20 protein-coding genes and 1 pseudogene are annotated in these 21,934 nt (G+C 69.9%); 13 read left to right on the forward strand and 8 right to left on the reverse strand.

Going from position 1 to position 21,934, the window contains the following annotated elements:
- Positions 1-629: 629 nt before the first annotated feature.
- Genes ACIRB1_RS34370 through ACIRB1_RS34390 form a run of 5 tightly spaced genes read left to right on the forward strand, consistent with a single transcriptional unit; the run spans position 630 to position 6,130 of the window.
- Entirely contained in the window at positions 630-1,958 is a 1,329-nt protein-coding gene (locus ACIRB1_RS34370) for an ABC transporter substrate-binding protein (RefSeq protein ID WP_403468169.1), read from the forward strand.
- An 11-nt stretch (positions 1,959-1,969) separates the two neighbouring features.
- The gene (locus ACIRB1_RS34375) at positions 1,970-2,908 is read left to right on the forward strand and encodes a carbohydrate ABC transporter permease (RefSeq protein ID WP_403468170.1); all 939 of its coding nucleotides are present in this window, start codon (positions 1,970-1,972) and stop codon (positions 2,906-2,908) included.
- Positions 2,905-3,798 (forward strand): carbohydrate ABC transporter permease, encoded by an 894-nt coding sequence (locus ACIRB1_RS34380; RefSeq protein ID WP_403468171.1) that lies wholly within the window; start codon positions 2,905-2,907, stop codon positions 3,796-3,798. The genes ACIRB1_RS34375 and ACIRB1_RS34380 overlap by 4 nt, the downstream gene beginning before the upstream one ends.
- A gap of 47 nt (positions 3,799-3,845) precedes the next feature.
- Complete coding sequence (locus ACIRB1_RS34385) at positions 3,846-4,823, forward strand: carbohydrate kinase family protein (RefSeq protein ID WP_403468172.1); 978 nt, start codon at positions 3,846-3,848, stop codon at positions 4,821-4,823.
- The gene (locus ACIRB1_RS34390; RefSeq protein ID WP_403468173.1) at positions 4,820-6,130 is read left to right on the forward strand and encodes an alpha-glucosidase/alpha-galactosidase; all 1,311 of its coding nucleotides are present in this window, start codon (positions 4,820-4,822) and stop codon (positions 6,128-6,130) included. Before ACIRB1_RS34385 ends, ACIRB1_RS34390 begins: the two co-directional genes overlap by 4 nt.
- Before the next feature lie 454 nt (positions 6,131-6,584).
- Here ACIRB1_RS34390 and ACIRB1_RS34395 read toward each other — a convergent pair whose 3' ends face one another.
- Both ACIRB1_RS34395 and ACIRB1_RS34400 read right to left on the reverse strand, forming a co-directional pair.
- Positions 6,585-7,832: a serine hydrolase domain-containing protein gene (locus ACIRB1_RS34395; protein WP_403468174.1), complete on the reverse strand. Its 1,248-nt coding sequence runs from the start codon at positions 7,830-7,832 to the stop codon at positions 6,585-6,587.
- 366 nt (positions 7,833-8,198) lie between these two features.
- Positions 8,199-10,217 (reverse strand): NAD-binding lipoprotein, encoded by a 2,019-nt coding sequence (locus ACIRB1_RS34400; RefSeq protein WP_403468175.1) that lies wholly within the window; start codon positions 10,215-10,217, stop codon positions 8,199-8,201.
- Between the two features lie 236 nt (positions 10,218-10,453).
- Between ACIRB1_RS34400 and ACIRB1_RS34405 the strand changes: the two genes are divergently transcribed.
- Entirely contained in the window at positions 10,454-10,912 is a 459-nt protein-coding gene (locus tag ACIRB1_RS34405) for a hypothetical protein (RefSeq protein WP_403468176.1), read from the forward strand.
- Positions 10,913-11,159: 247 nt separating this feature from the next.
- On the opposite strand, the gene ACIRB1_RS34410 is transcribed toward ACIRB1_RS34405, so the two are convergent.
- Together ACIRB1_RS34410 and ACIRB1_RS34415 are read right to left on the reverse strand one after the other, a co-directional pair.
- The gene (locus tag ACIRB1_RS34410; protein WP_403468177.1) at positions 11,160-11,792 is read right to left on the reverse strand and encodes a DUF2461 family protein; all 633 of its coding nucleotides are present in this window, start codon (positions 11,790-11,792) and stop codon (positions 11,160-11,162) included.
- 217 nt (positions 11,793-12,009) lie between these two features.
- A complete protein-coding gene (locus tag ACIRB1_RS34415; protein WP_403468178.1) occupies positions 12,010-12,600 on the reverse strand; it encodes an NADPH-dependent FMN reductase in 591 nt (196 codons plus the stop codon).
- 87 nt (positions 12,601-12,687) lie between these two features.
- Here ACIRB1_RS34415 and ACIRB1_RS34420 point away from each other — a divergent pair, with 87 nt between their 5' ends.
- The gene (locus tag ACIRB1_RS34420) at positions 12,688-13,176 is read left to right on the forward strand and encodes a MarR family winged helix-turn-helix transcriptional regulator (protein WP_403468179.1); all 489 of its coding nucleotides are present in this window, start codon (positions 12,688-12,690) and stop codon (positions 13,174-13,176) included.
- 89 nt (positions 13,177-13,265) lie between these two features.
- Here the strand turns inward: ACIRB1_RS34420 and ACIRB1_RS34425 are convergent, their stop codons facing one another.
- On the reverse strand, positions 13,266-14,204 hold the full coding sequence (locus ACIRB1_RS34425) for an alpha/beta fold hydrolase (protein WP_403468180.1): 939 nt from the start codon (positions 14,202-14,204) through the stop codon (positions 13,266-13,268).
- Between the two features lie 300 nt (positions 14,205-14,504).
- On the opposite strand from ACIRB1_RS34425, the gene ACIRB1_RS34430 reads away from it, so the two are divergent.
- Both ACIRB1_RS34430 and ACIRB1_RS34435 read left to right on the forward strand, forming a co-directional pair.
- The gene (locus ACIRB1_RS34430) at positions 14,505-15,101 is read left to right on the forward strand and encodes a TetR/AcrR family transcriptional regulator (RefSeq protein ID WP_403468181.1); all 597 of its coding nucleotides are present in this window, start codon (positions 14,505-14,507) and stop codon (positions 15,099-15,101) included.
- Between the two features lie 286 nt (positions 15,102-15,387).
- A complete protein-coding gene (locus tag ACIRB1_RS34435; protein ID WP_403468182.1) occupies positions 15,388-15,990 on the forward strand; it encodes a hypothetical protein in 603 nt (200 codons plus the stop codon).
- A 105-nt stretch (positions 15,991-16,095) separates the two neighbouring features.
- Here ACIRB1_RS34435 and ACIRB1_RS34440 read toward each other — a convergent pair whose 3' ends face one another.
- Positions 16,096-17,127 carry a DMT family transporter gene (locus tag ACIRB1_RS34440; protein ID WP_403468183.1) on the reverse strand — a complete coding sequence of 344 codons (1,032 nt, stop codon included), beginning with the start codon at positions 17,125-17,127 and terminating at the stop codon, positions 16,096-16,098.
- A gap of 73 nt (positions 17,128-17,200) precedes the next feature.
- On the opposite strand from ACIRB1_RS34440, the gene ACIRB1_RS34445 reads away from it, so the two are divergent.
- On the forward strand, positions 17,201-17,698 hold the full coding sequence (locus ACIRB1_RS34445) for an Lrp/AsnC family transcriptional regulator (protein ID WP_352182896.1): 498 nt from the start codon (positions 17,201-17,203) through the stop codon (positions 17,696-17,698).
- 91 nt (positions 17,699-17,789) lie between these two features.
- On the opposite strand, the pseudogene ACIRB1_RS34450 reads toward ACIRB1_RS34445, so the two are convergent.
- Positions 17,790-18,106 (reverse strand): annotated as a pseudogene (locus ACIRB1_RS34450) (hypothetical protein).
- Positions 18,107-18,177: 71 nt separating this feature from the next.
- On the reverse strand, positions 18,178-18,867 hold the full coding sequence (locus ACIRB1_RS34455; RefSeq protein ID WP_403468184.1) for a DJ-1/PfpI family protein: 690 nt from the start codon (positions 18,865-18,867) through the stop codon (positions 18,178-18,180).
- A 389-nt stretch (positions 18,868-19,256) separates the two neighbouring features.
- Here ACIRB1_RS34455 and ACIRB1_RS34460 point away from each other — a divergent pair, with 389 nt between their 5' ends.
- Genes ACIRB1_RS34460 through ACIRB1_RS34470 form a run of 3 tightly spaced genes read left to right on the forward strand, consistent with a single transcriptional unit; the run spans position 19,257 to position 21,701 of the window.
- Complete coding sequence (locus ACIRB1_RS34460) at positions 19,257-19,805, forward strand: hypothetical protein (protein WP_403468185.1); 549 nt, start codon at positions 19,257-19,259, stop codon at positions 19,803-19,805.
- Positions 19,806-19,824: 19 nt separating this feature from the next.
- Positions 19,825-21,015 (forward strand): sensor histidine kinase, encoded by a 1,191-nt coding sequence (locus tag ACIRB1_RS34465; RefSeq protein ID WP_403468186.1) that lies wholly within the window; start codon positions 19,825-19,827, stop codon positions 21,013-21,015.
- A complete protein-coding gene (locus ACIRB1_RS34470) occupies positions 21,012-21,701 on the forward strand; it encodes a response regulator (protein WP_403468187.1) in 690 nt (229 codons plus the stop codon). Before ACIRB1_RS34465 ends, ACIRB1_RS34470 begins: the two co-directional genes overlap by 4 nt.
- Positions 21,702-21,934: the final 233 nt, after the last annotated feature.

Here is a 21,934-nt window from a genome sequence, read left to right on the forward strand (position 1 = left end):
GTTTTTTGTCGACTGGGTTTCGTCCTCGGCCCCCCGGGCCGAGGTCGGGTTTTCGTCCCGCGCACCGGGTGCCCGGGGGGGGCGCCGCCCCCCCGGGGGGGGGGGGGCCCCGCCCCCCCCCCCCCGGACCGCTGCACGAGGCTCGGGTCCTCTCTCGGACTCTCTCCGCAATGCGCAATCATGCGTGTTTCGAGGGAGTTTCACGCACCTCCGAGCACGCGAACTCTTGACAGGCGCAGGTGACCGTCGTTTAAATCCTGGCCAACGCCGCACACGCAGGACGCGGCGAAAGAGGTACGCCCAGCCGGTAGCTGACCACGCGCCAGAAGCCCGGACTGAGTCGCCAGGGGCCCTCGGGCATCCGAGGCGGGGACGTGCCCACCACGTTCTGGAGCGCGGCCATGAACCGAACCCGCGTGCCCCGCCGCGGCCGGCCGGGCACCGCCGAAGCTCCGGCGACCACGGGACCGACGGCGTTACGACCGCCTCCCCCGCCCCGGAACTGAACCACCCGACCGGGCCCCGGCGACCGACCGGCCCTCCCTCACCCGGAACCGGTCCGCGACGGCACACGCCGGTCTTCCCCCTCTGCACGCATCGCCTGTCCCACAGCTCCCCCGGAGGTATCCATGCAAGCGGTCCCCCGCAGCGCGCGGCCCGCCCGCCGCGATGTGCTGCGCGCCGGCGCCGGCCTGGCCACGGCGCTGGCCGCGGGCACGGTGGCCACCGGCTGCGCGGCGGGCCGCGACGACGGCGTCGCCGCCGACGGCACCGTGACGATCGAGATGTGGCACGGCCAGACCGACACCGGCAAGAAGGCCCTGGAGTCCCTGGTCGCCTCCTTCACGAGCAGCCATCCCCGCATCCACGTCCGGCTCGGCGGCGGCGTCCTCGCCGACGCGATGCTCCAGAAGGTGACGGCCGCCCTCGCCGCCGGCTCCTATCCCGACATCGCCTACGTCTTCGGCTCCGACCTGGCCAGCGTCGCCCGCAGCCCCCAGGCCGTCGACCTCACCGACATGGTCGAGAGCTCTCCCACCCCCTGGACCAGCTACTGGGTACCGGCCCGCAAGGCCGTCACCGTCAACGGCCGGGTGCGCGCCGCCCCCGCCGTACTGGACTCCCTCGCCGTCGTCTGCAACAAGAAGCTCTTTCGGGAGGCCGGCCTGCCCCTGCCCGAGGCGGGCTGGCGGTGGGACGACTTCGTCGCCACCGCCAAGGCACTCACCGACTCCCGCGGCGGACGCTTCGGCACCGGCTGGCCCGGTGTCGGAGACGAGGACACCGTCTGGCGGCTGTGGCCCATGATCTGGGACCTCGGCGGCGACGTCGTCGCCACCGACGGCAAGCACATCGGCTTCGGCGACACCGGCACCCGGGCCCTGGAGGTGGTCGCCCAGCTGGCCCGCGACAAGAGCGTCTACGTCGACCCGAAGCCCGGCAGCGAGCAGATGTACCAGGTCTTCATGTCGAACCGTATGGGCATGGCCGTCACGGGCCCCTGGCAGCTTCCCGACATCCAGCAGGCGAAGGTGGACTACCACGTCGTCCCGCTGCCCACCTTCACCGGCCGCCCGATGACCATCAGCGGACCCGACACCTGGACCGTCTTCGACAACGGCGAAGCACGCGGGAAGGCCGCCAAGACCTTCCTCAGCTGGCTCATGCAGCCCGACCAGGACGTGCGCTGGGACATCCGCGCGGGCAGCCTGCCCCTCAGCCACGCCACCCGCGACCTGCCCGACTGGCAGCACAAGGAGCGCACCACCGAGGGCCTGGACGTCTTCACCAAGGCCCTCGACTCCGCCCGCGTGCGCCCCGTGCACGCCGCCTACCCGCAGATCTCCCAGGCCCTCGGACAGGCCGTCGTCGCCGTACTGCTCGGCCGGAGCAGCCCCGCCCAGGCCATGCGCGCCTGCGCCGACGACGCCAACGCCGCACTGCTCATCCCGCGTTGAGGAGCCCCGACATGTCGCGACTGCCCACCCCGATCACTCTGTCCCGGCCCCCGGACAACCGCCGGGCCCTGCGCCGCAGACGCGCCGGCGAGGCCACCATGGCCTGGTCGTTCGTCTCGCCCGCCGTCCTCATCATCCTGGGGCTGAGCGTCGTACCGATCATCTGGTCGCTGCTGCTGTCCTTCCAGGCCGACGACCTGGTCACCCCCAGCCGGTGGGTCGGCCTGGACAACTACCGCGCCCTGGCCCAGGACCCGCACTTCAGCCAGGCCCTGCGCAACACGCTGCTGTACACCGCGCTGTACGTGCCGGCGTCCATGGTGATCGGCCTGGCCCTCGCTCTCGCCCTCAACCGGCGCATCCGCTTCGTGGGCCTCTACCGCACCCTGTTCTTCGTCCCGTTCGTGGTCTCCGCGACCGCGCAGGGCGTGCTGTTCTCCTTCATCCTCGACCCCGAGTTCGGCGCCGCCAACGCCGTGCTCCACCACTTCGGCATCCCCTCCCAGGGCTTCCTCACCGACCCCTCGCAGGCGCTGCCCGTGCTGGTCGCCGTCAGCCTGTGGAGCGGCACCGGATTCTGTCTGGTCATCTATCTCGCCGCACTCCAGGACGTACCCGTCTCACTGATCGAGGCGGCCCGCCTGGACGGCGCCGACCGCCGCCGTCTGCTGCGTCACGTCACCCTTCCCGCGCTGCGGCCCGTGACGGTGTTCCTTCTGCTGTGGCAGACCATCCAGTCCCTCCAGACCTTCGATCTCGTCTACGTCACCACCAAGGGCGGGCCGCTCGGCTCCACCACGGTGATCGTCTACTTCATCTGGGAACAGGCCTTCAAGAACGCCACCGCCGGATACGGAGCAGCCTCCGCCTACGTCCTGGCCGTCGCCCTGGGCGTGATCGGCCTCATCTTCCAGGTCACCCGCCGCCGCCTCCTGGGAGCCTCCGCATGACCGCCCTGTCCGCACCGCCCGAGACCGCGCACACAGCATCGCCCACCGCACGCCCCGACTCGCGGCGTCGCCGGACCCGGCTGCCGTTCAGCCCCTGGCACCTGCTGCTCGCGCCGTCCGCCCTGCTCTTCGCGGTGCCACTGATCTGGCTGGTCCTCAGCTCGGTGATGAGCAACGCCGAGATCAACCGCTTCCCGCCCGCGCTGTGGCCCTCTCACATCGACCTGGGCGGCTACCGGTACGTGCTGGGCAACGCCATGTTCCCGCGCTGGTTCGCCAACTCCTTCATCGTCAGCCTGGTCACCGTCACCGCGAACCTGGTCTTCGGCACCCTCGGCGGCTACGCCTTCGCCCGGATGCGGTTCGCGGGCTCCCGGCTGCTGCTGGGCCTGATGCTGGCGACGATGGCGATCCCGTTCCAGCTGACCATGATCCCCACCTTCCTGGTGATGAAGCAGTTCGGCCTCATCGACACCCTCGGCGCGCTGATCGTGCCGTCCCTGGTCACCCCGTTCTCGGTGTTCCTACTCCGCCAGTTCTTCCTCTCGCTGCCCCGCGAACTGGAGGAGGCGGCCTGGATCGACGGCTGTTCGCGGCTGCGCGTCCTGTGGCAGATCGTGCTCCCGCTGTCCCGGCCCGCCCTCAGCACCGTGGCCGTCCTCACCTTCCTGAGCACCTGGAACGACCTCACCTGGCCCCTGATCGCCATCAACCACGACACCCAGTACACGCTCCAGCTGGGCCTGACGACCTTCCAGGGACAGCACCACACGCAATGGGCCGCCGTGATGGCCGGGAACGTCATCACCGTGCTGCCCGTCCTGATCGCCTTCCTCGGCGCGCAGAAGGCGTTCATCCAGTCCGTCACCTCCACCGGGCTCAAGGGCTGAGCCCGCCGGCCTCCCCGCCGCACACCACTCAGGCAGGAACCTCCGCAATGCCGCACGCCTTCGACCTGCTCGTCATCGGCGACGCCAACCCGGACGTCGTCATCGGCCCCCTCGACACCCCGCTCGCCTTCGGCCAGCGTGAACAACTGGTCCCCTCGGGCACCCTCACGGTCGGGGGCTCCGGCGCGATCGTCGCCTGCGGTGCCGCACGGCTCGGCCTGCGCGTCGCGTTCGCCGGACGGGTGGGCGACGACGACGCCGGCCGGTACATGCGCGACCGTCTCGACGCCCACGGCGTCGACACCGAGGCGCTGACGCTGGACCCCCACCGGCCCACCCCACTGACCGTCGTCCTCACCCGGGGCGACGACCGGGCCATCCTCACCGCGTCCGGCACCCTGGCCGCGACCACCGCCGACGACGTGCCACCCGCCCTGTCGGCCGCCGCCCGGCACGTCCACTCCGCCTCCTACTTCCTGATGCCGCACCTCGCCGCCGCGCTCCCGGACCTCCTGCGCACCGCCCGCCGGCACGGCGCCACCACGTCCGTCGACACCAACGACGATCCGACGGGCCGCTGGGAACCCGCCGGCCTCGCCGCCGTCCTGGCCCACACCGACTTCCTCCTGCCCAACGCCGCCGAGGCCCGGCAACTCGCCGCGCCCACCGGCATCGCGGGCCCGGCCGACGTCACGGACCCGGCCGAAGCCGCCGCCCGGCTCGCCGCCCGGGGACCGGTCACCGTCGTCAAGAACGGCGCCGACGGCGCGCTGTGCCACGACGGGGAACGCCTCCTCACCACCCGGGGCATACGCGTCGAGCCGGTCGACGCCGTCGGCGCGGGCGACAGCTTCGACGCCGGGTTCATCGCCGGACTGCTGAACGACATGCCCCTGTCCGACGCGCTGCGCCTCGCCGCGGTCTGCGGCGCCCTGTCCACCCGTGCCCCCGGCGGCACCGCCGCCCAGCCCACCTGGGACGAAGCACTCACCCGCCTTACCGAGACCGAGGAAACCCCCGTATGACCACCCCAAAGATCGTCTTCGTCGGCGCCGGCAGCGTCGTCTTCACCCAGGGTCTGCTCGCGGATCTCCTCGCCTTCGACGAACTGAGGTACGCGCACGTCGCGCTCCACGACATCGACGCCGAACGCCTGGCCACAGCGCACGCCGCCGCCCTCCGCATCGCCGACACCCTCGGCGCCGCCCCCACCGTCACCGCCCACGCCGACCGCCGCGAGGCCCTGGCCGACGCCGACTTCGTCATCAACATCGTGCAGATCGGCATGGTGGAGGCCACCCGCACCGACTTCGAGGTACCCGCTCGCTACGGCGTGCGCCAGACCATCGGCGACACCCTCGGCATCGGCGGCATCTTCCGCGCCCTGCGGACCTTCCCCTTCCTCCGGGAACTGGGCCGCGACATCGCCGAGCTCTGCCCCGAGGCGTGGCTGCTCAACTACACCAACCCCATGGCCATGAACGTCCAGTACCTCACGGAGGCCACCGGCCTGACCCGGGTGGTGGGCCTGTGCCACTCGGTCTACTGGACGATGCGCGACCTCGCCGACCTGGTCAAGGTGCCCTACGAAGAGGTCAGTTACCACGCGGCCGGTGTCAACCACCAGGCGTGGGTGCTGCGCTTCGAGCACGAGGGGCAGGATCTCTACCCGAGGCTCGACGAACTGATCGCCGGCGACGAGCAGTTGCGCCGCCGGGTCCGCGTCGACATGTACCGCAGGCTCGGCCACTACCCGACCGAGACCAGCGAACACTCCTCCGAGTACGTCCCCTGGTACCTGCACCACACGAGCGAGATCGAGCGGCTGCGGCTGCCCGTCGGCGAGTACCTCAAGATCGTCGACGAGAACACGGCCGAGTACGAGAGGACCCGCGACGCGCTGGCCGCGGGCGCCCCGATCACCGTCGAGGGCACGATGGAGTACGCGCCGCAGATCATCCACAGCATGATCACCGGCACCCCGCGCACGATCTACGGCAACATCCCCAACCGCGGTCTGATCGACAACCTCCCCGCACACGGCGTGGTCGAAGTACCGTGCCTGGTGGACTCGCTGGGCGTCCAGCCCACCCGCGTCGGCGCTCTCCCGCCCCAGCTCGCGGCGCTCAACCGCACCTACCTGAGCGCGAACGACCTGGTGGTGCGGGCGGCCCTCGAAGACGAACCGCGGCACATCAGGCACGCGGCGATGACCGATCCGGCCACCGCCGCGACCCTGACGGTTGAGGAAATCTGGCGCCTGTGCGACGACATGGTCACCGCCCACGGCGACCTGCTCCAGCCGGGACTGCGCGTCCGCCTCGGCAACTGACGGGGGCCCCGGCGCCGGCCGGGAAGGTGCGACGCCCCGCCGCCGCGCGGAGACCCACCAGGGCTGCGAACGGAAGAGATCCACGGAGTTCACAGGGTCCGCGTCCGTCCAACGGCCCACTTACGCCTCCAGTCTGGGCGCATCCCCCAAGCCGGGCGCGCGAGATGCGGGGCGCCTTTGCAGCACGTCACGACCGGCCGCATCACACAACCTGAGGAGGTGGCGGCACTCATCGCTTTCCCTCTGTCCGGTGCGGCCGGCGAGATCACCGGCGTCGACCACGTCGTCGACGGCGGCACGATCACCACGGTCCGCACCGGAAGCACACCGCCGGAAGGATCAGCGGGACGGGGTCGGCAGGCGCGGAACGGACGGCCGATCGAGATGGCGCGACCGCCCAGGCGCTATCGGTCCGCTCGATCCGGCGTCGGCCCCTGCGGCAGCGTGCGGCGGTTCAATCGAAGATGGCGCAGTTGACCGCGTCCATCAGGGCCGCGCCGGCCTGGTGGCCCGCCTTGGTGAGCGTGGACGTGGCAAAGAAGAAGGCGGCTGTACGACGGCCCGTGGTGTCGGTGACGTTGTAGGTCGCATAGCCCGGGACGATGCCGACGTGGTCCCAGACCGTGCCACAGTCGGTCTTCGCCGTCTCGATGCCCAACCCGTAGCCGAGTTCCTGCGGGTCCCCCGGCCCGTCCTCCGGCACGGTGGTGCGCATCTGGGCCAGTTGGGCCGCGGGCAGCAGGCGGCCCGACATCAACGCACCGTAGAAACGCGACCAGTCACCGGCGGTGGACACGATCGCGGCATCCGCTCCGTCGGCCGTGACGTAGTCGCCGGTGACGTCCACGTGGTCGTCGTGCTGGGGTCCGGCGTAGGTCCTGAACTCTTCGGGGACGTCAGGCGGCATGTGGGCGGCGTCAGGTTCGTAGCCGTGCGCATGGCGGTCGCGCCAGGCGGAGCCGGTGGCGTAGAAGGTGTGCCGAAGACCCAGGGGTCGGGCGATCCGGTCCCGCACCAGCGTCGCGAGGCTCTGGCCGGTGACCTTCTCCAACACGGCGCCGATCGCGATGAAGTTGGTGTTGCTGTACGACCACTCGCTGCCGGGCTCGAAGAGTGCCGGGTGTCCGCTCACCAGCCTCAGGATCTCCGTCGACGTCCATACGTGCGGGTCCTGGCCGGTGAGGGCCGGTGCGAGGGCGGGGTCCTCGGTGTAGTCGAACAGCCCGCTGGTGTGGTTGAGCAGCATGCGCAGGGTGATCGCTCTGCCGTTGCGCACCTGGCCCGGCAGCCACTTCTCGACCGAGTCGGTGAGGGCGAGTCTGTGCTCGGCGACCAGTTGCAGCACGAGGGTGGCCATCATCGTCTTGGTGTTGGACGCCTCGCGGACCTCGTCGTCCGCCCGGAGTCGATGGTCCTTCTTCGTCCAGGCCGCCTGCTCGGAGATCTCGATGGGCCTGCCGTGGCCGTCGTCCACCCGCACGATCACCCCGGGCACTCCTGCTGCCACCAACTTCCGTGCCAGATCCCGCAGATGAGCGTGCGTCGCAGAGCTGGCGTCCTGTCGGACCACCGCACTCCCCCGGATCGCGTTCGCACTCGACGGGCTCGCGGCGAGGGGCACGATCAGGGCCGCGCACACCGCTACTGCTGCTCCCGCGCGGACTCCCGTGAGGTGCAGGCGCCGTCGGACACGCGCGTTCACTCGCACGTCATGCTCCTTCGAGATCCGTTGAGGCCGTCGGGGCGCAATCGAGGGACGGGGACGACAACACAGCGCTCTGGTGAGCGAGTTGAAGTCCGGCGACCCCGGGGGAATCCTACGGAGGAAAGGCAAACGCGGCGAGCGAAGATGAGTATCCGTCATACGCCGGGCCTCAAGGCCGGCGCCACCGGCCATCTGCTGACGGCGGACAGACCACACATCCTCTACGAGGCGATCACGGCCACCGCCTCGGGTCGATCGGTCCTGTCCGAACGCGTCACGGACCGCGTCGTGCAGCGGATGCGCACTCCCCCGCCCACCCGGTGGGGCTGCGCTGGTCCGGGACAGGAGGAGCAGCGCTGGTGCTCAGGGAGGGATGTCGGCTCCGGGCGTGGTCGGCGGCGGGTCCGGCCGCCGGGGCTCGGCATGTTCCCCAGGTCCGGGACGCATGGCGGGCAGGTGAAGTCGGGCGAGGCTGGTGGGGGCGGGCTCGGTGTGCCCCGGCGTCAGGACCAGGATCTCGTCCTCGGCGTTCCACACGCGCCGTTCGGACTTGCCTGGGCACAGGTGGACGGCGCCGTGGGAGCGGGGCGGGCGCTGGACGTGAGGGCGGTAGCCGATCGCGTACTCGTCGTTGCGCAGCGCCGCCGCGACGACCGTGGCGAAGGACGTCTCGCGGCCGGCCCGGACATAGTGGCCGGCCGGGCGCAAGGCGAGCGCTCCACCGCGTACGGCGAAGATCTCCTCGAACACGGCGGCCAGTTCGGGGGTGTGGACGATCTGGGCCATCAGCAGGGCGGTGAGTTCGCCCGCGACGACGGCGTCACCGGCGGGGCCGAGCGGGGCGAGTGTCCGGCTGCGGTGATCGCGCATCTCGGCCACCACGGGGAGCACCCGGGATGTCTCCTCCTCCCAGGAGCGCAGGGTCAGCAGGGTCAACAGCGTCCGGTCGTCGGCCGCTTCGGGAGCCGTCTCCGCTTGCTGGTCGGCGCCGAGGACGATGACACAGTCGTAGGTGATGAGGTCCAGGCCGGTGAGGGTATCGGGCGCGGACGGGTCGCCGGGGTGGTGGGTGAGCCGCAGGGATGAGGAGTCCGTGCGCGGTGGGATGCGGGGGGCCGCGAGGCCGGTGACCAGGTCGAGCGTGGAGCCCGGTCGGGCGGTGCGGCACAGGGTGTCGACGATCACTGGGGCGCGTCGGTTCCAGCCCAACAGCAGGAGCCGGTAAGGCTGTTCGGGCAGCGATGGGGTGCGGGCCACTGCCGTGGGGTCGACCGGAGCGCGGTGGGCGCTGAGGGGCGGCGGACCGTCGTCGTGTGCGACGGTCACCAGCCGGTCGCCCGCCTCCAGCACGGTCCCCGGCGGAGGGGTGAGCAGCGGGCGACCGTCGGCCCGCAGAAGCCCCACGGCACTGGACGTCTCCAGGCGCAGCGCCACCTCACCGAAGGACAGTCCCGTCGCCTCCGGGACGTCGACGATGTGGAACTCGGCTCCGGAGAAGTCCAGGAGGTCCCGCAGCACCGTCGACATCCCGGGATTCCGCGCGCACTGCACGAGCAGCCGCGCGGTCGACTGGTCGGTCCCGAGAACCGTGCCACGCGCTCCCACGGCGAGTCGCGCGGCCGGGACACGGCGTTCGTCGTGTACGGCGGCCACCACACGCGGGCCGCCTTCCGCGCCGAGCACGGTGCGCAACGCCAGCATGGTGCGTACGACCCTCAGGTCGCCGTCGGGGCCCTCGGCGGGCAGCACCACCACCGCTCGGGCCGCGCCCAGGCTGACCAGCCGCAGGGTGTCGGGGTCGGACGGCACTCCGGTGCGGCATTCGAGCCGGACTCCGTCGGTGACTCCGAGGGCGGCCGTCAGCGCCCGTTCCATGGCGGCCGGGTCCCGGTCCGCGAGCACGGTGATCACCTGCCGGCCGCCTGTGGCACGGGCGGCGATCAGCTCTTCGACCACGGTGAACACCTGGTCCGACCAGCCGAGCACGACGGTGTGGCCGCGTTCCACGACCCGGGAGCGTCCTCGCCGCAGCTCCGCGAGCCGGTCGCCGAGGCCCGTGGTGACGACTCCGACGACTGTCGACACGCACAGCAGGGCGATCAGCCCGAGCAGTACGGACAGCAGCATCCGCGGCGGCGCCCCGGTGGCCACGCCCAGCCGCAGGGTCTCCGCGCTGGTGCGCCACACCTGCGTGAGCCGGCCGGACAGCGAATGCGGTGCGTTCGGGTCGGTCCACACCAGCAGCGCGCTCACCGGCACGACGACGGCCAGACAGCACAGGGCCAGCCAGCCCAGCAGGGTCCCCGTGCTGCGCGCCAGTGTCCTGTCGAACAGATACCGCGTACGGTGACGTAACGGGCTCCGCTCCTGCCGCCGTTCCACATCGACCCCCTGATCTCCACACGCCGCCGGGAATCGAAGCGTGCCGGGTCCGGCGTCCGGGACACGCCGTTCCATCAGGAGTTTCATACTTTCGGGCAACGGCAGGGGGCTGAAACCTGGTCAGGTCCGGCCACCGGGTGGACGTCGGCGGGTCGGGGTCGAGCACGAGTGCGGGGCCCGCACTCCGCGGCATGCTGTACTGCCGAAGTCCCGCACGCCTTCCGAAGGTTCACCCCATGACCGCCCGCCTGTATGTCCGCTCCGGCCTGAGTCCCGACGCTCCGGACGCCGCCTTCGCCGTCCTCGTCGTCGCTCCCGACGGCACTCCCGGCGAACGGGCCATGGCCGGACTCGGCGCGCACTGCTACGAGGGCGACGGCGCCCTCTACCTCGTCCGGACCGACGGCTGGGCCGAGCACTCCTTCGACGCCGGCAGCCTGGTGGTCCGGGTCGCCGTCCCTACCGTCGTGCTGCGGCAGATGGACGTGGATCCCGAAGACTTCCCCGAACGATCGGCCGTCGACCCGGACGCCGTGATCGTGCTGACGGCCAGGACCGCGGCCGACGCCGACCTGTCCACCCGGCCGACGGAGGCGACCGCCGTGTTCACGGCAGCCCCCGACGTTCCCCTCGATGACTTGCTCACGTCCGAGGACGAGTGGCCCGTCCTCCTCGCTCCCCCACCGCAAACCTGAAGGGCCCTGCCGCCCTCAAGTCACCAGCGCGGGAGCCTGGGTTCGTACTCGGGCTGGACGCGCCGTATGCAGGCGGTGTCGTCACGCCCCGTCATTCCCGAGACCACGTGGAGCCGGTGAAGCCGGTTGAGGGCCTCGCGGTCGAGTTCCACGGGAGTGCGTGTCGCGGACGTGGTCGAGATTGAGGATGGCCACCGCGACATGGGTCATGGCGGCGAGGAAATGTGTCGGCGGCGTCCTCAGGATGTCAGGCCGTGCGCTTCACATGACGGACCAGCCACATCAGCAGGGCGTCCAGATCGGCGGCGGCCGCGAGGACCCGGTCGACCGCCTCGGAGGTGTGCAGCCACCGCTCGCAGCCGAGGGGACGGGCGGCGATCAGCGAGCGGTGGCGCAGCAGTTCCGCACGGGAGTGGTCGGCCGGGTATCCGCGCGGGGGCCGTGTCATCACGTCCCCGGAGATGTCGTAGCCCTTCTTGCGTACCTCCTCGACGATGGCGGACAGTTCGCGGCCGCTCCCCTCGGAGGCCACGGCTCTGCGGAACATGTCCACCTGGCCGGGATCGGGATACCACCAGGCACCCTGAATCCGCAGTCCGTCCAGGTCGAACCGGAGTCCGATCTCGATCTTGCGGCCCAGCCGGATCACCGCGCCCTGGTGCTGCCACCACCAGGAGGTGGTGCGGTAGTGCCAGACGGAGAAGTCCTCGTAGCGGGGATCGGCGTCCGCGACCGCGTTCAGCAGGGCGATCATCGGCTGCCGAACCAGCCGTTCGCGGTCCGCTCGACAACGCTCGCGCGTCGTGTGGCTCGGTTCGCCCTGGAGCTGCCACAACACGTCCATGGCCTGCTCGGGCCACCCGGCGAACTGTCCACGCATGCGCGCACGATAGCGCGCCCCTCCTTGGGCGGTCCCGGGACATGCGGCCACAACAGGGGGCCGGGCCCACCACGAGATCAAGGAAGCAGTTCGACACGGAGACATCAGGGAAGCGCATCCCGACGGCTCAAGGTCAGCGGGCTCACACGTTGTTGGTCACGTGCCGCCGGCCACCTGCCATTGGTCACCTACCGGTGATCGCGCCACCCACCGCACCTCATGCGGCCGTTGCCGCCCGCTTCCTGGCCTCGCGCACTCCGCGCAGGGCGCCGGACCACGCGATCACCTGGTCGAGCATGCCGCCGACAGCGGAGTCGAGGCCCTCCTGGGGGACGAAGGCGCCGGTATGGAACGAGGGATGCGTCGAGATGGTGGGCTGGGTGCGGACCGTGGCCACCTGGAGTTCGGCGAGGACGAGCCGCAGCGCCTCGGCGGCCCGGGCTCCGGAGACCCAGCCGCCGTAGCTGATGATGCCGGCGGCCTTGTCGTTCCACTCCCGGTAGACGTAGTCCAGGGCGTTCTTCAGGGCTCCGGGATAGGAGTGGTTGTACTCGGGGACGAGGAACACGTAGCCGTCGAAGCTGTCGATCAGCGAGCCCCATGTGCGGGTGTGGTCGTGCTGGTACTGCTGGAAGGTCGGGTTGCCGGGCTCGTCGAGGTTGCCCAGGTCGTGGTCGGCGAGATCGATGAGCTCGTAGTCCGCTCCGCCGTGGGCACGGGCGGCCTCCACCGCCCAGGCGGCGATCTGGTCGCCACGGCGTCCGGGGCGGGTGCTTCCGAGGATGAGGGCGATACGGAGTGATGTCATGGGTTTCCTCCCTTGGAGTTGACACGTCAACTCTAGGTCGCAAAGAGTTGATGTGACAACTACCCTGGTCGAGGTATTCTCGACGCCATGACGGAGACTCGATCACTGGAACCCGAGGAGTGGGAGTTCTGGGATGCCTGGATGCGCGCGCAGCACCTGATCACCAGGGAACTGGAGCGTGGCCTCCAGCGTGACTGCGACATCTCGAAGGCCGAGTTCAGCGTGCTCGTGACGCTGTGGCAGGCCGCCGGCCGGGAGATGCGGGTGGGCGAGCTCTCCGAGTCGCTCGACTGGGACAAGAGCCGCGTCTCACATCAGCTCACACGCATGGAGAAGCGCGGCTTCGTCCAACGCACCCAGTACGGAGCCGACGGCCGCCGCGCGGGGATCGGACTGACCGCCGAGGGGCGTCGCGCCGCCCGGAGCGCCGTCCTCGTCCACGGCGACAACATCCGCCGCCACGTCCTCGACTTGCTGAGTCCCGAGCAGACGTCAGTCATCCGGCGATGGAGCGAGGAGACGGTCGACCGCCTGGAACCGCACCGCAGCGAGCCGTCCAGCGACGACGACTCCTAGATCCCGCCCTGCGGCACGGAAGCGGTACAGCGCTTCAACCGCCCGGGCCTGGACGGGAGTTCGGCCCGAGGACCGTCAAGTCGTCGACATCAGGCGACGCGCGCGATGAAGCCGGCCAACGCGGCGGCGACGGCTTCGGGCTGTTCATCAGGGATGAAGTGCCCGGCGTCGGGCACGACGACTCCGGTGATGTTGTCGGCCCAGGGGCTGATGGAGGCCGCCATGTCCGGGATGGACCCGTGGCTGCTGGAGATCCCGAGCATGGGTACGGTCAGATGCTGCCGGTCGAGCGCCTGGTGGTTCTTGCGCGCCGACTCGGCCGCGTCCCGGTAGTACGCGAGGGAGGCACGGAGGCCGCCGTCGGCAGCGAGGGACGCCGCGTAGTGGTCGACGTCGGTGTCGTCGAACGCGCCGGGCGCATGAGCCTTCGTCCTCAGGAACCAGTCGACATAGTCCCGTTCACGGCCGGTGAGCAGGGTCTCGGGCAGGTCGGGCACGAGGTGGAACGCGAAATGCCAGGTTTTCCACGCCCGTTCCGGGTCGGTGGGAATCGCTTCCGGAAGGGTGATGCCGGGGATTCCCGCGTCGAGCAGGGCGACCCCGCGCAGTTGACTCTCGTAATTGAGGGCGAGGGAGAAGGCGACCCAGGCGCCGATGTCGTGGGCGGCCAGCCAGTAGGTCGACACGTCCAGAGCTTTGACGACGGAATGAACCTGGGCAGCAACCGTGTGGGTGTCGTAACTGCCCTCCGAGCGCTCCGAGTTGCCCTGCCCCGGGAGGTCGACCGCGATGACGCGAAACCGGCCGGCCAGGCTGGGCATGACTTTTCGCCAGGCCCACCAGGTCTGCGGAAACCCGGCGAGCAGGACGACGGCAGGCCCGTCCGGCCGACCGCCGTCAACGGCATGAAGGCGGACGCCGCCCACGTCGACCCAACGGTGGGCGAACCCGTTCAGATCGCACAGGGGAAGGTCGCGGACAGGGTTGGTTCCGGAGCCATGCGAAGTGATGGTCACTGGGTCGGTCACGTGAGTCCTCCAGGGCGGGATGGCGGGATGTCGACTGGCCCGGCCATGGCGGACCGGGTGCGGTTCGATGCCGTGACGAACTCAGCCAGCTGGCCCGCGCCAAGCACACCGAGACCCGGGCCGCGGTGCACGGCAGTGGACAGCAGCGGACAGCACCCATACGGCCCTACGGCCGCCTGCGGATGTCTGCCGTCACGATCACGTCTGCAACGTAACACATCTTGAACCATTCAGTTCAAGATAGAGTGGTGTGCAGCTCAACCCATGGACCGACATCGACACACGGCAAGGAAGTGCCCCGTGGCAGGCAGGAAGCAGTTCGACATGGATATGGCGCTCGACGCCGCGATGGTCCAGTTCTGGCGCGCCGGGTATGCCGACACCTCGGTGGACGACCTGTCACGCGCGACCGGCCTGAACCGCAGCTCCATCTACTCCTCGCTCGGCGACAAGGACACACTCTTCCTGCGCTGCCTGGACCGCTACGCCGCACGCTATGGAGAGAAGTACGACGCCGCCCTGTCGTGTGCGGCCTCGGCACCCCTTGCGGCCGTTCGCGCGTTCTTCGATGTCACCCTCAAGCGCATCGCCGACCCCGAGCTGCCCGACGGATGCCTGATCGCCCAGTCGACCATGGCGATTCCGGTGCTGAGCCCAGCCGTCGCGGCACACACCAAGGAGGCGCTCGGCTTCCAGCGTTCACGCCTGCGCGCCGCACTGAAGGCCGGGCGGTTGACCGACCAGGACGCCGACGCCTTCGCCGAACACATGGCTGCCGTGAACCAGTCACTCGCCGTCATGAGCAGAGCAGGGGCAAGCCCGGCGCAGCTCGCGTCCGTAGTCGGCGTGACCCTTGACGCACTCTCGCAGGCGCTGCCTGCAACCAGGCGTGTCTAGGAAGGGCCAAGGGCCGGAGCCACTCACCTACGAGAACCCCGCGGGTCCCCGTTCGGCGACACAGCTCTCGATGACAGCACGCAGACCACCGCATGAGCCTCCAGCACCCACCGCCGCGACGCGACCAAGCACCACAGACCACGCACCACAGCCCACGCACCACGCACCACGCACCACGCACTGACACTCGACAAAAAGAGGACAGACATACACATGCGTTAGATTTCGCATAAGCTGCGGACTGACTGCTCGCCAGCTGCACTGTCCAGAGAAGGGCGCACGCATCATGTCCGGAACCACCACGCCGACCAGTGAACTGACCTCCCAGTACAGCTCTCAGGTAGCCGGTGACCTCGCGCGCAACATCAAGGAGCAGGAAAGACTCGCCGGTGAAGTCGAGTCGCTCCAGGCGCAGTTGACCGCCCTACGGAACGACCACACCGTCCTGGTGAAGATCGAGCAGGCACTCGGCACCCCCTCCACGTCAGCACCTGCGGCCAAGCCCCGCGCGGCAACACCCACCCGCCGCAAGAGGACGGCCAAGGAGTCGAGCAAGCCCCCGCAGGCCAAGGCCAAGAGGAGCACCGCGAAGAAGAGCACGGCCAAGGCATCCGCCTCGTCCTCGGCGTCGCCGACCCTCGTCAACCTGGTGCGCACATACCTGACACGGCAGAGCGCGCCCCGATCAGCCGCCGAGATCGCCACCGCGCTGGGAGCCCAGCACCCCGAGCGCACCATCAAGACAACGGTCGTGCGCACCACGCTCGAAGGGCTCGTGGCCAAGGCCCACGCCCAGCGCACGAAGCAGGGCTCGTCGGTCTTCTACACCTCCCCCGGCACTACCAACCCGAAGGCACACAACGAGGAGACCCGGCAGCACTCCGGTTGACGACAACTGAGCCGATGACACCCGAGGGCCACTCCCCCAGCCCGCAGGTAACCCGACACGCCCCAGCTCGCCCCCCCTCGACGGCGGCGGGCAGTCCGTCGTCGGCTATCTCGTGTGCCCCGCACCGGTCGTGCTCGGGGAACAGCTCACCTCATCGCCCAGGACATCGCTCGCCATGAGGGTCCCGGTGTGCGCTCCCGATGACGAACCCTCCTCGACCGTGACCACGACCGCGGCCCTCCGGGAGGATCGTCGTAGGCCCGGCAGGGATACGGCGGTCAGGCCGATCAGCATCAGGACGCACCCGGCGACGGCGGTGGCCGACAGGCGCTCGCCGAGCACCAGCACGCCGAGCAGGGCCGCGGCCAGGGGTTCGGCGAGGCTCAAAGTGCCGACCGCGGTGGCGCTCATCCGGGTCAGGCCGGCGGAGAACAGCCAGTAGGCGGCGACCGTGGTGGCCAGTCCCAGCCACGCGACGAGGCCCAGGGTGCGCGTGTCGGAGAGTCCGGCGGTGTCGGTGACCATCCAGGGCAGCAGCATGGCGGCGCCGGCGGTCAGCGAGACCGCGGAGACGGTCGGCAGGTGGACGGCGGGATTATCGGCGACCAGCCGTTTGGCGAAGACCGTGTACAGGCCGTAGCAGGCACCGGCGGCGACCCCGAGGAGTAGGCCGAGCGGATCGGCCGGACAGCCTCCGGGGACGAGCAGCAGGGCGCATCCGGCGGTCGCCGCGCCGGTGCTGACCAGCCAGGACGCGCCCACTCGCTCACCGGTGAACCACCACGCGCACACGCCGGTGGTAACCGGGGCGGTGCCCAGCGCGACCACGGTCGCCAGCGCCGCCCCGGTCAGGGACACGGAGTACAGGAAGGCCGCCTGGTACAGGCAGGTCGACAGGGCGCACACCAGCAGGGGCACCCAGGCCGAGCGGGCCGCCAGGACGCGCAGCCTGTCCCGGTCCCGCGCCGTCAGGGCCCCGAGCACCACACCGCCGACGAGCATCCGCCAGCCACCCAGGGCCACGGTTCCCAGCGGACTGTCGGCCATGACCTGGGCCGGGCCGACCGTGCCCCACAGGACAGCCGCACCGAGCACCAGGCCCGCTCCGGCCGCCGTGCCGTTCTTCTGCGCATTCATGAGGCGTTACGCTAGGCATACATCAGGATCTGTGCATCGGGCGCCGCATTTTATTCAGTGAAAGAGGGATTCCATGGAACTTGATGCGCTGGATCGAGCCCTCCTTCGGGAGTTGCAGAATGATGCACGGCAGACCAACCGCGATCTGGCCGCCAAGACGGGAGTCTCGCCCTCCACCTCGCTGGAACGCGTGCGACTGCTGCGCGAGCACGGGATCATCACCGGCTACCACGCGGCCCTGGATCTCGAAGCCGCCGGCCGTTCCGTCCAGGCCCTGATCTCCGTCCGCATCCGGCCGCCGGCCCGCCCGGTCATCGAGGGATTCCGCGAATGGGCGGCCCAACTGCCGGAGACCATCGGCCTGTTCGTCACCTCCGGCTCCTACGACTTCCTCATCCATATCGCCGTCCCCGACGTCAACGGGGTGTACGCCTTCGTCATCGACCGCCTCACCGAGCGCCGCGAGGTGGTGGATGTACAGACCACCATGGCCTACGAGCACGTCCAGTCCCGCTGCATCGAACCCGCCGACGACGATCGCCCCCGCACCACCGGACACAGGGCACGTTGATCGGTGCGGCGGCCCGCGCCCGCGGCATCGCCACGGACGCGATGCCCAAGGCCGTCGACGACAGACAACCGAAGGGGCATGGAGGCGACGATCATGCCTGGCGCTCGGGGGCGTTCTGACGCTCGCCGGTGACCTTCGACGACGGGAGGCGGCCGGCCTTGGAGGTGCCCTGAAGGGTGTCACCGTCGACGGTCACGTCGAACGCCAAATTCAGCGCATGGGCTTGGTGACGGCCTGCTTCCATGTGAGCCGGTCGCCGTCGAGAGAGACGTCGGCGAGTGGAACCTCTTCACCGGTCCCTCGGGCGACGCCGGTCAACACGCCTTCCCGCTCGTGGAGTTCGATGACGACCTTGATCTTCCCTATGGGGGTGGAGACGGACAGGTCCCAGGTGCCGGAAACGGACATGCTGGTGTACTTCCTTACGGGGGAAGGGAGATGGCGGACGCCGAGCGGCTGATCCACCAACGGCAGGGCGCTCAGAGGGCCGTAGGCGTCAGACCCTGGGCACGCCAGACGGTGCCCCGCCGTTCGTGGGCGAACAACTCCTCGACGGCATGGGCGACACGGGGTCCCACCTCGCGCTCCAGCAGGTACAGGCCCAGGTCGAGTCCGGAGGTGACAGAGGCGCCGGTGATCAGGTCGCCGTCTTCCACGATCCGGGCGTGGATCGCGTGTGCGCCGGTGGCGTCGAGCATGTCGAGGCCCAGGTGGTGGGTCGTGGCATGACGTCCCTCCAGCAGACCGGCCATCGCCAGGACGAGGGACCCGCCGCAGACGGTGGCGACCGTGATCCCCGGGTCGTCCATGGCCTGCTTGAGCAGGGCGGGCAGTCCCGTGGTCAGCGTGCGTCCCAGAAGCACCGGAATCAACTCGTCCTGCTCCCGGTCACCGGCACCCACCTCCTCCTCCGGGACCTCGCCGGGTTCGCCCACCCGGCCGAAGACGCCGGGCACCAGAAGCATGTCCGCGCGTTCCAGATCCACGGCGCCCACAGCCCGCAACGCCAGTGACCCGATGCCACTGGTCACCTCACGCGGGCCTTCGGCGGTGACCAACTCGACGGTCACCGCACCACCCGACGCCGAACCGCCGGCGTGCAACACCTCGTACGGGGCAATGACATCGAGCGGATCGAAGCCGTCGAACAGCACGAACTGGATGTGCATGGTGGAGTCCTTCAAAGTCGGTTTGCATCGGACGCTCCGAATTCAACCGACCGCCGTCCCGTTCCCCCAGTGGCATTGGTGCCGTATCCCAACGGGTAATCGCCACGGCCTGAATGGCGGGCGTAGGAGACAGGTCTCCGGGTAGCCGGGAGTTGGGTGGCAGGGGGGAGGCGGCGCACGTCCTTGGGTGGTCGGGCGTCGCCTCCCTGTTCGCACCCAGGCCGACAGGTCGGTCGACGAACCGGCAGATTGGTCAGCCGCTCGCGCGGCACACCCGGTCCTGCCCTGGCCCTTCTCCACTCCTACGGCGGGAGCACTCGGAGAAACTCCACCCGTGGCTCCACCCATGGGTCCAGGTGTGTCCGGTCCCCTGCCAGCAGGCTTGGTGCATGACAACGACCGACTGGATCACCGACATCGCCCTCCTCCTCGTCGTCTTCCGTCAACTGCGAGAAGGCCGCCTGGACTTGAGGTCGTACCTCATCCCGCTGGGGATCGTGGCCTTCGTGGCCCACAGCTATCTGAACACCGTGCCCACGGCGGGCAACGACCTCGTGCTGATCGGTGCGTTGGTCGCCATCGGCGCGGCGCTCGGGATCGCCGGCGGTGTCTACACACGTATCCGCAGCGCCGACGCACATCTCTTCATCAAGGCGGGTGCGGTGTCCGCCGCCCTGTGGGTGCTGGGCATGGGGGCACGCATGGGTTTCCAGCTCTGGGTCGACCACGGCGGCGCGGACAATGTGGCCCGGTTCAGTGCCACGCACCAGATCACTACGGGAGACGCCTGGGTGGCCGCGTTCGTGCTGATGGCGCTCACCGAGGTGGTCACACGGCTCGCCACGATCTTCATCCGTGGCCGCATGGTGACCCGTGCGCAACAGCAGCCGGCCATAGGCGGGCAGCAGGCGACGGTCGCCGCCGACCGGGCACTCTGAGACGGGTTATCGTCGCGCCGTGTCCGTTTCCGACAACCTCACAGCCCTTGGGCCGGCCCCCGAACGGGAGTCCGGCCCGCGGGCCGTACCCCGGGACGACGCCCGTCTCCAGTGGGCCGTCACGCTGGTCATCATCACCCTCGCTGTCATCACCGTCCGGCCAGTCGGCTTCAGCGGACGCGGCCTGGTCGTGGCCGCCCTGCTCGTGGTCAACTCCGCGGCCCTGCTGGCCAGACATCTGCCGCGTACCTTGCCGCCCTGGGCCGCACTGACCTGGCTGACGACCGGTGTCGTAGCGGCTGCCGGCCTGCTGGAGGCGAGCACCAGCGGCTCCGGCTACCTCTTCGCCTACTTCCTCGTCGGCCACGCCGGCTACCGCCTTCCCCTCAAGCGCGCCCTGGCGGTGGCCGCCCTGTCCAGCGTCCTGTGCGGCGGTGTCCTGTACTTCTATCTGGGCCCCGGTCACCAGATCCTGACCTGGACCTTCGGTCTCGGAACCGGGGTTCCGGTGGTGGTCGGAATCCTGAGCCGCAGCAGGCACCAGGCACTGGAAGCGATGGTCGATGCCGTCGAGTCCTCCGCACGGGCGGCGCGTGCCGAGGCGCGGACGGCGGTGCTCACCGAACGGAGTCGCATCGCCCGGGACGTCCACGATGTGCTGGCGCATTCGCTGGCCGGGATCAGCATGCATCTGGAGCTGGCGGACGCACTGATCGAGACCGGTGACCTCGACAAGGTCCGCGCGGCGCACGACAAGGCCCACAGCATGGTCAGGGAGAGCTTGAAGCAGGCCCAGTGGACCGTGTACACGCTCCGCGAGGACTCCCTTCCCCTGCTGGAGAGCCTGACCGCCATGGTCGAGTCGTCCGGTCACCGTGACGCCCTCACCGTCACGGGAGCCGTCCGTGAAATGCCGGCCCTGGTCACCCAGAATGTGCTGCGCATCGCGCAGGAGTCGCTGACCAACGCCGCCCGGCACGCTCCCGGGGGCCGGGTCGCGGTGACGATGGCCTTCGATGCCGCCTCGGCCACCCTCACCGTGCGCAACGGACCCGCGACCGGCGACGTGACCCCCGCCGTGGGCAGCGGAATGGGCCTGATAGGAATGCGCGAACGCGTCGCCCTGTTGGGCGGCACCATTGCCGCGGGTCCCCTCACCGAGGGGCCGGAGCGGGGCGGCTGGCAGGTGGAGGCAGTGATCCCAGGATGACGACGACCGAACCGACCCGGACCCCGCAGAACGCGGACGAACAGCGCCCGTTGAGGGTGATCGTCGCCGACGATCAGACCGCCGTGCGCGAACCCCTGGCCGCCGTACTCGACATGGCCGAGGACATCGACGTCGTGGCCGTCGCCGCAGACGGCACACAGGTACTCGCCGCCATGGCCACCACAGCGGCCGACGTCGTCCTCATGGATCTGCGCATGCCGGTCATGGACGGCACCGAAGCCACTCGCCGGCTGAGCGAGGAGCATCCCGACACCGCCGTGGTCGTGCTGACCACCTTCGCCGACGACGACTCGATCCTGGCCGCCCTGAGCGCCGGCGCCCGCGGCTATCTGACGAAGAACGCGGGCCGCCAGGACATTATCCGCGCGATCCGGGCTGCCGCCGCCGGACAGTCCGTACTGGACGGCGAGGTCCAGAGCCGTCTCCTGGCGACCGCCCGCACACGTCCTCCGGCCGTCACACAGCCTCTCCCCCAGGACCTCACCCGCCGTGAACGCGAAGTCCTCGCCCTCATCGGGCAGGGCCTGCCCAACCGCGCCATCGCCGAGAAGCTCTTCATCAGCGAGGCCACGGTCAAGACACACATCAACAACCTGTTCGCCAAGGCCGGCTTCCAGGACCGGACCGAGGCCGTCCGCCGCGCCATCGCCGCCGGTTTGGTGTGACGCGGCTGCGCTCCATGGCTACGGGGGCGACGGGTTCGCGTTCTCGTCGGCTTCGTAGAACAACGCGCGATCTCTGCCCCGTGATCGCCGGGCGGCCCCGCTCGTCATCCTCTGGGTGACAAGCGGGGCCGCGCTCTTCTAGTACTCCAGCAGCACTTTGACGTTTTCCCTGCTCAGGGGCGGTTTCGGTGAGTGTAGTGGGCTGATGGTCGGTCCGTGTTCTCTTTCCCGGA

The sequence above is a fragment of the Streptomyces sp. NPDC096013 genome, assembly GCF_044763565.1.
In the GTDB taxonomy this organism is placed as follows: Bacteria; Actinomycetota; Actinomycetes; order Streptomycetales; family Streptomycetaceae; genus Streptomyces.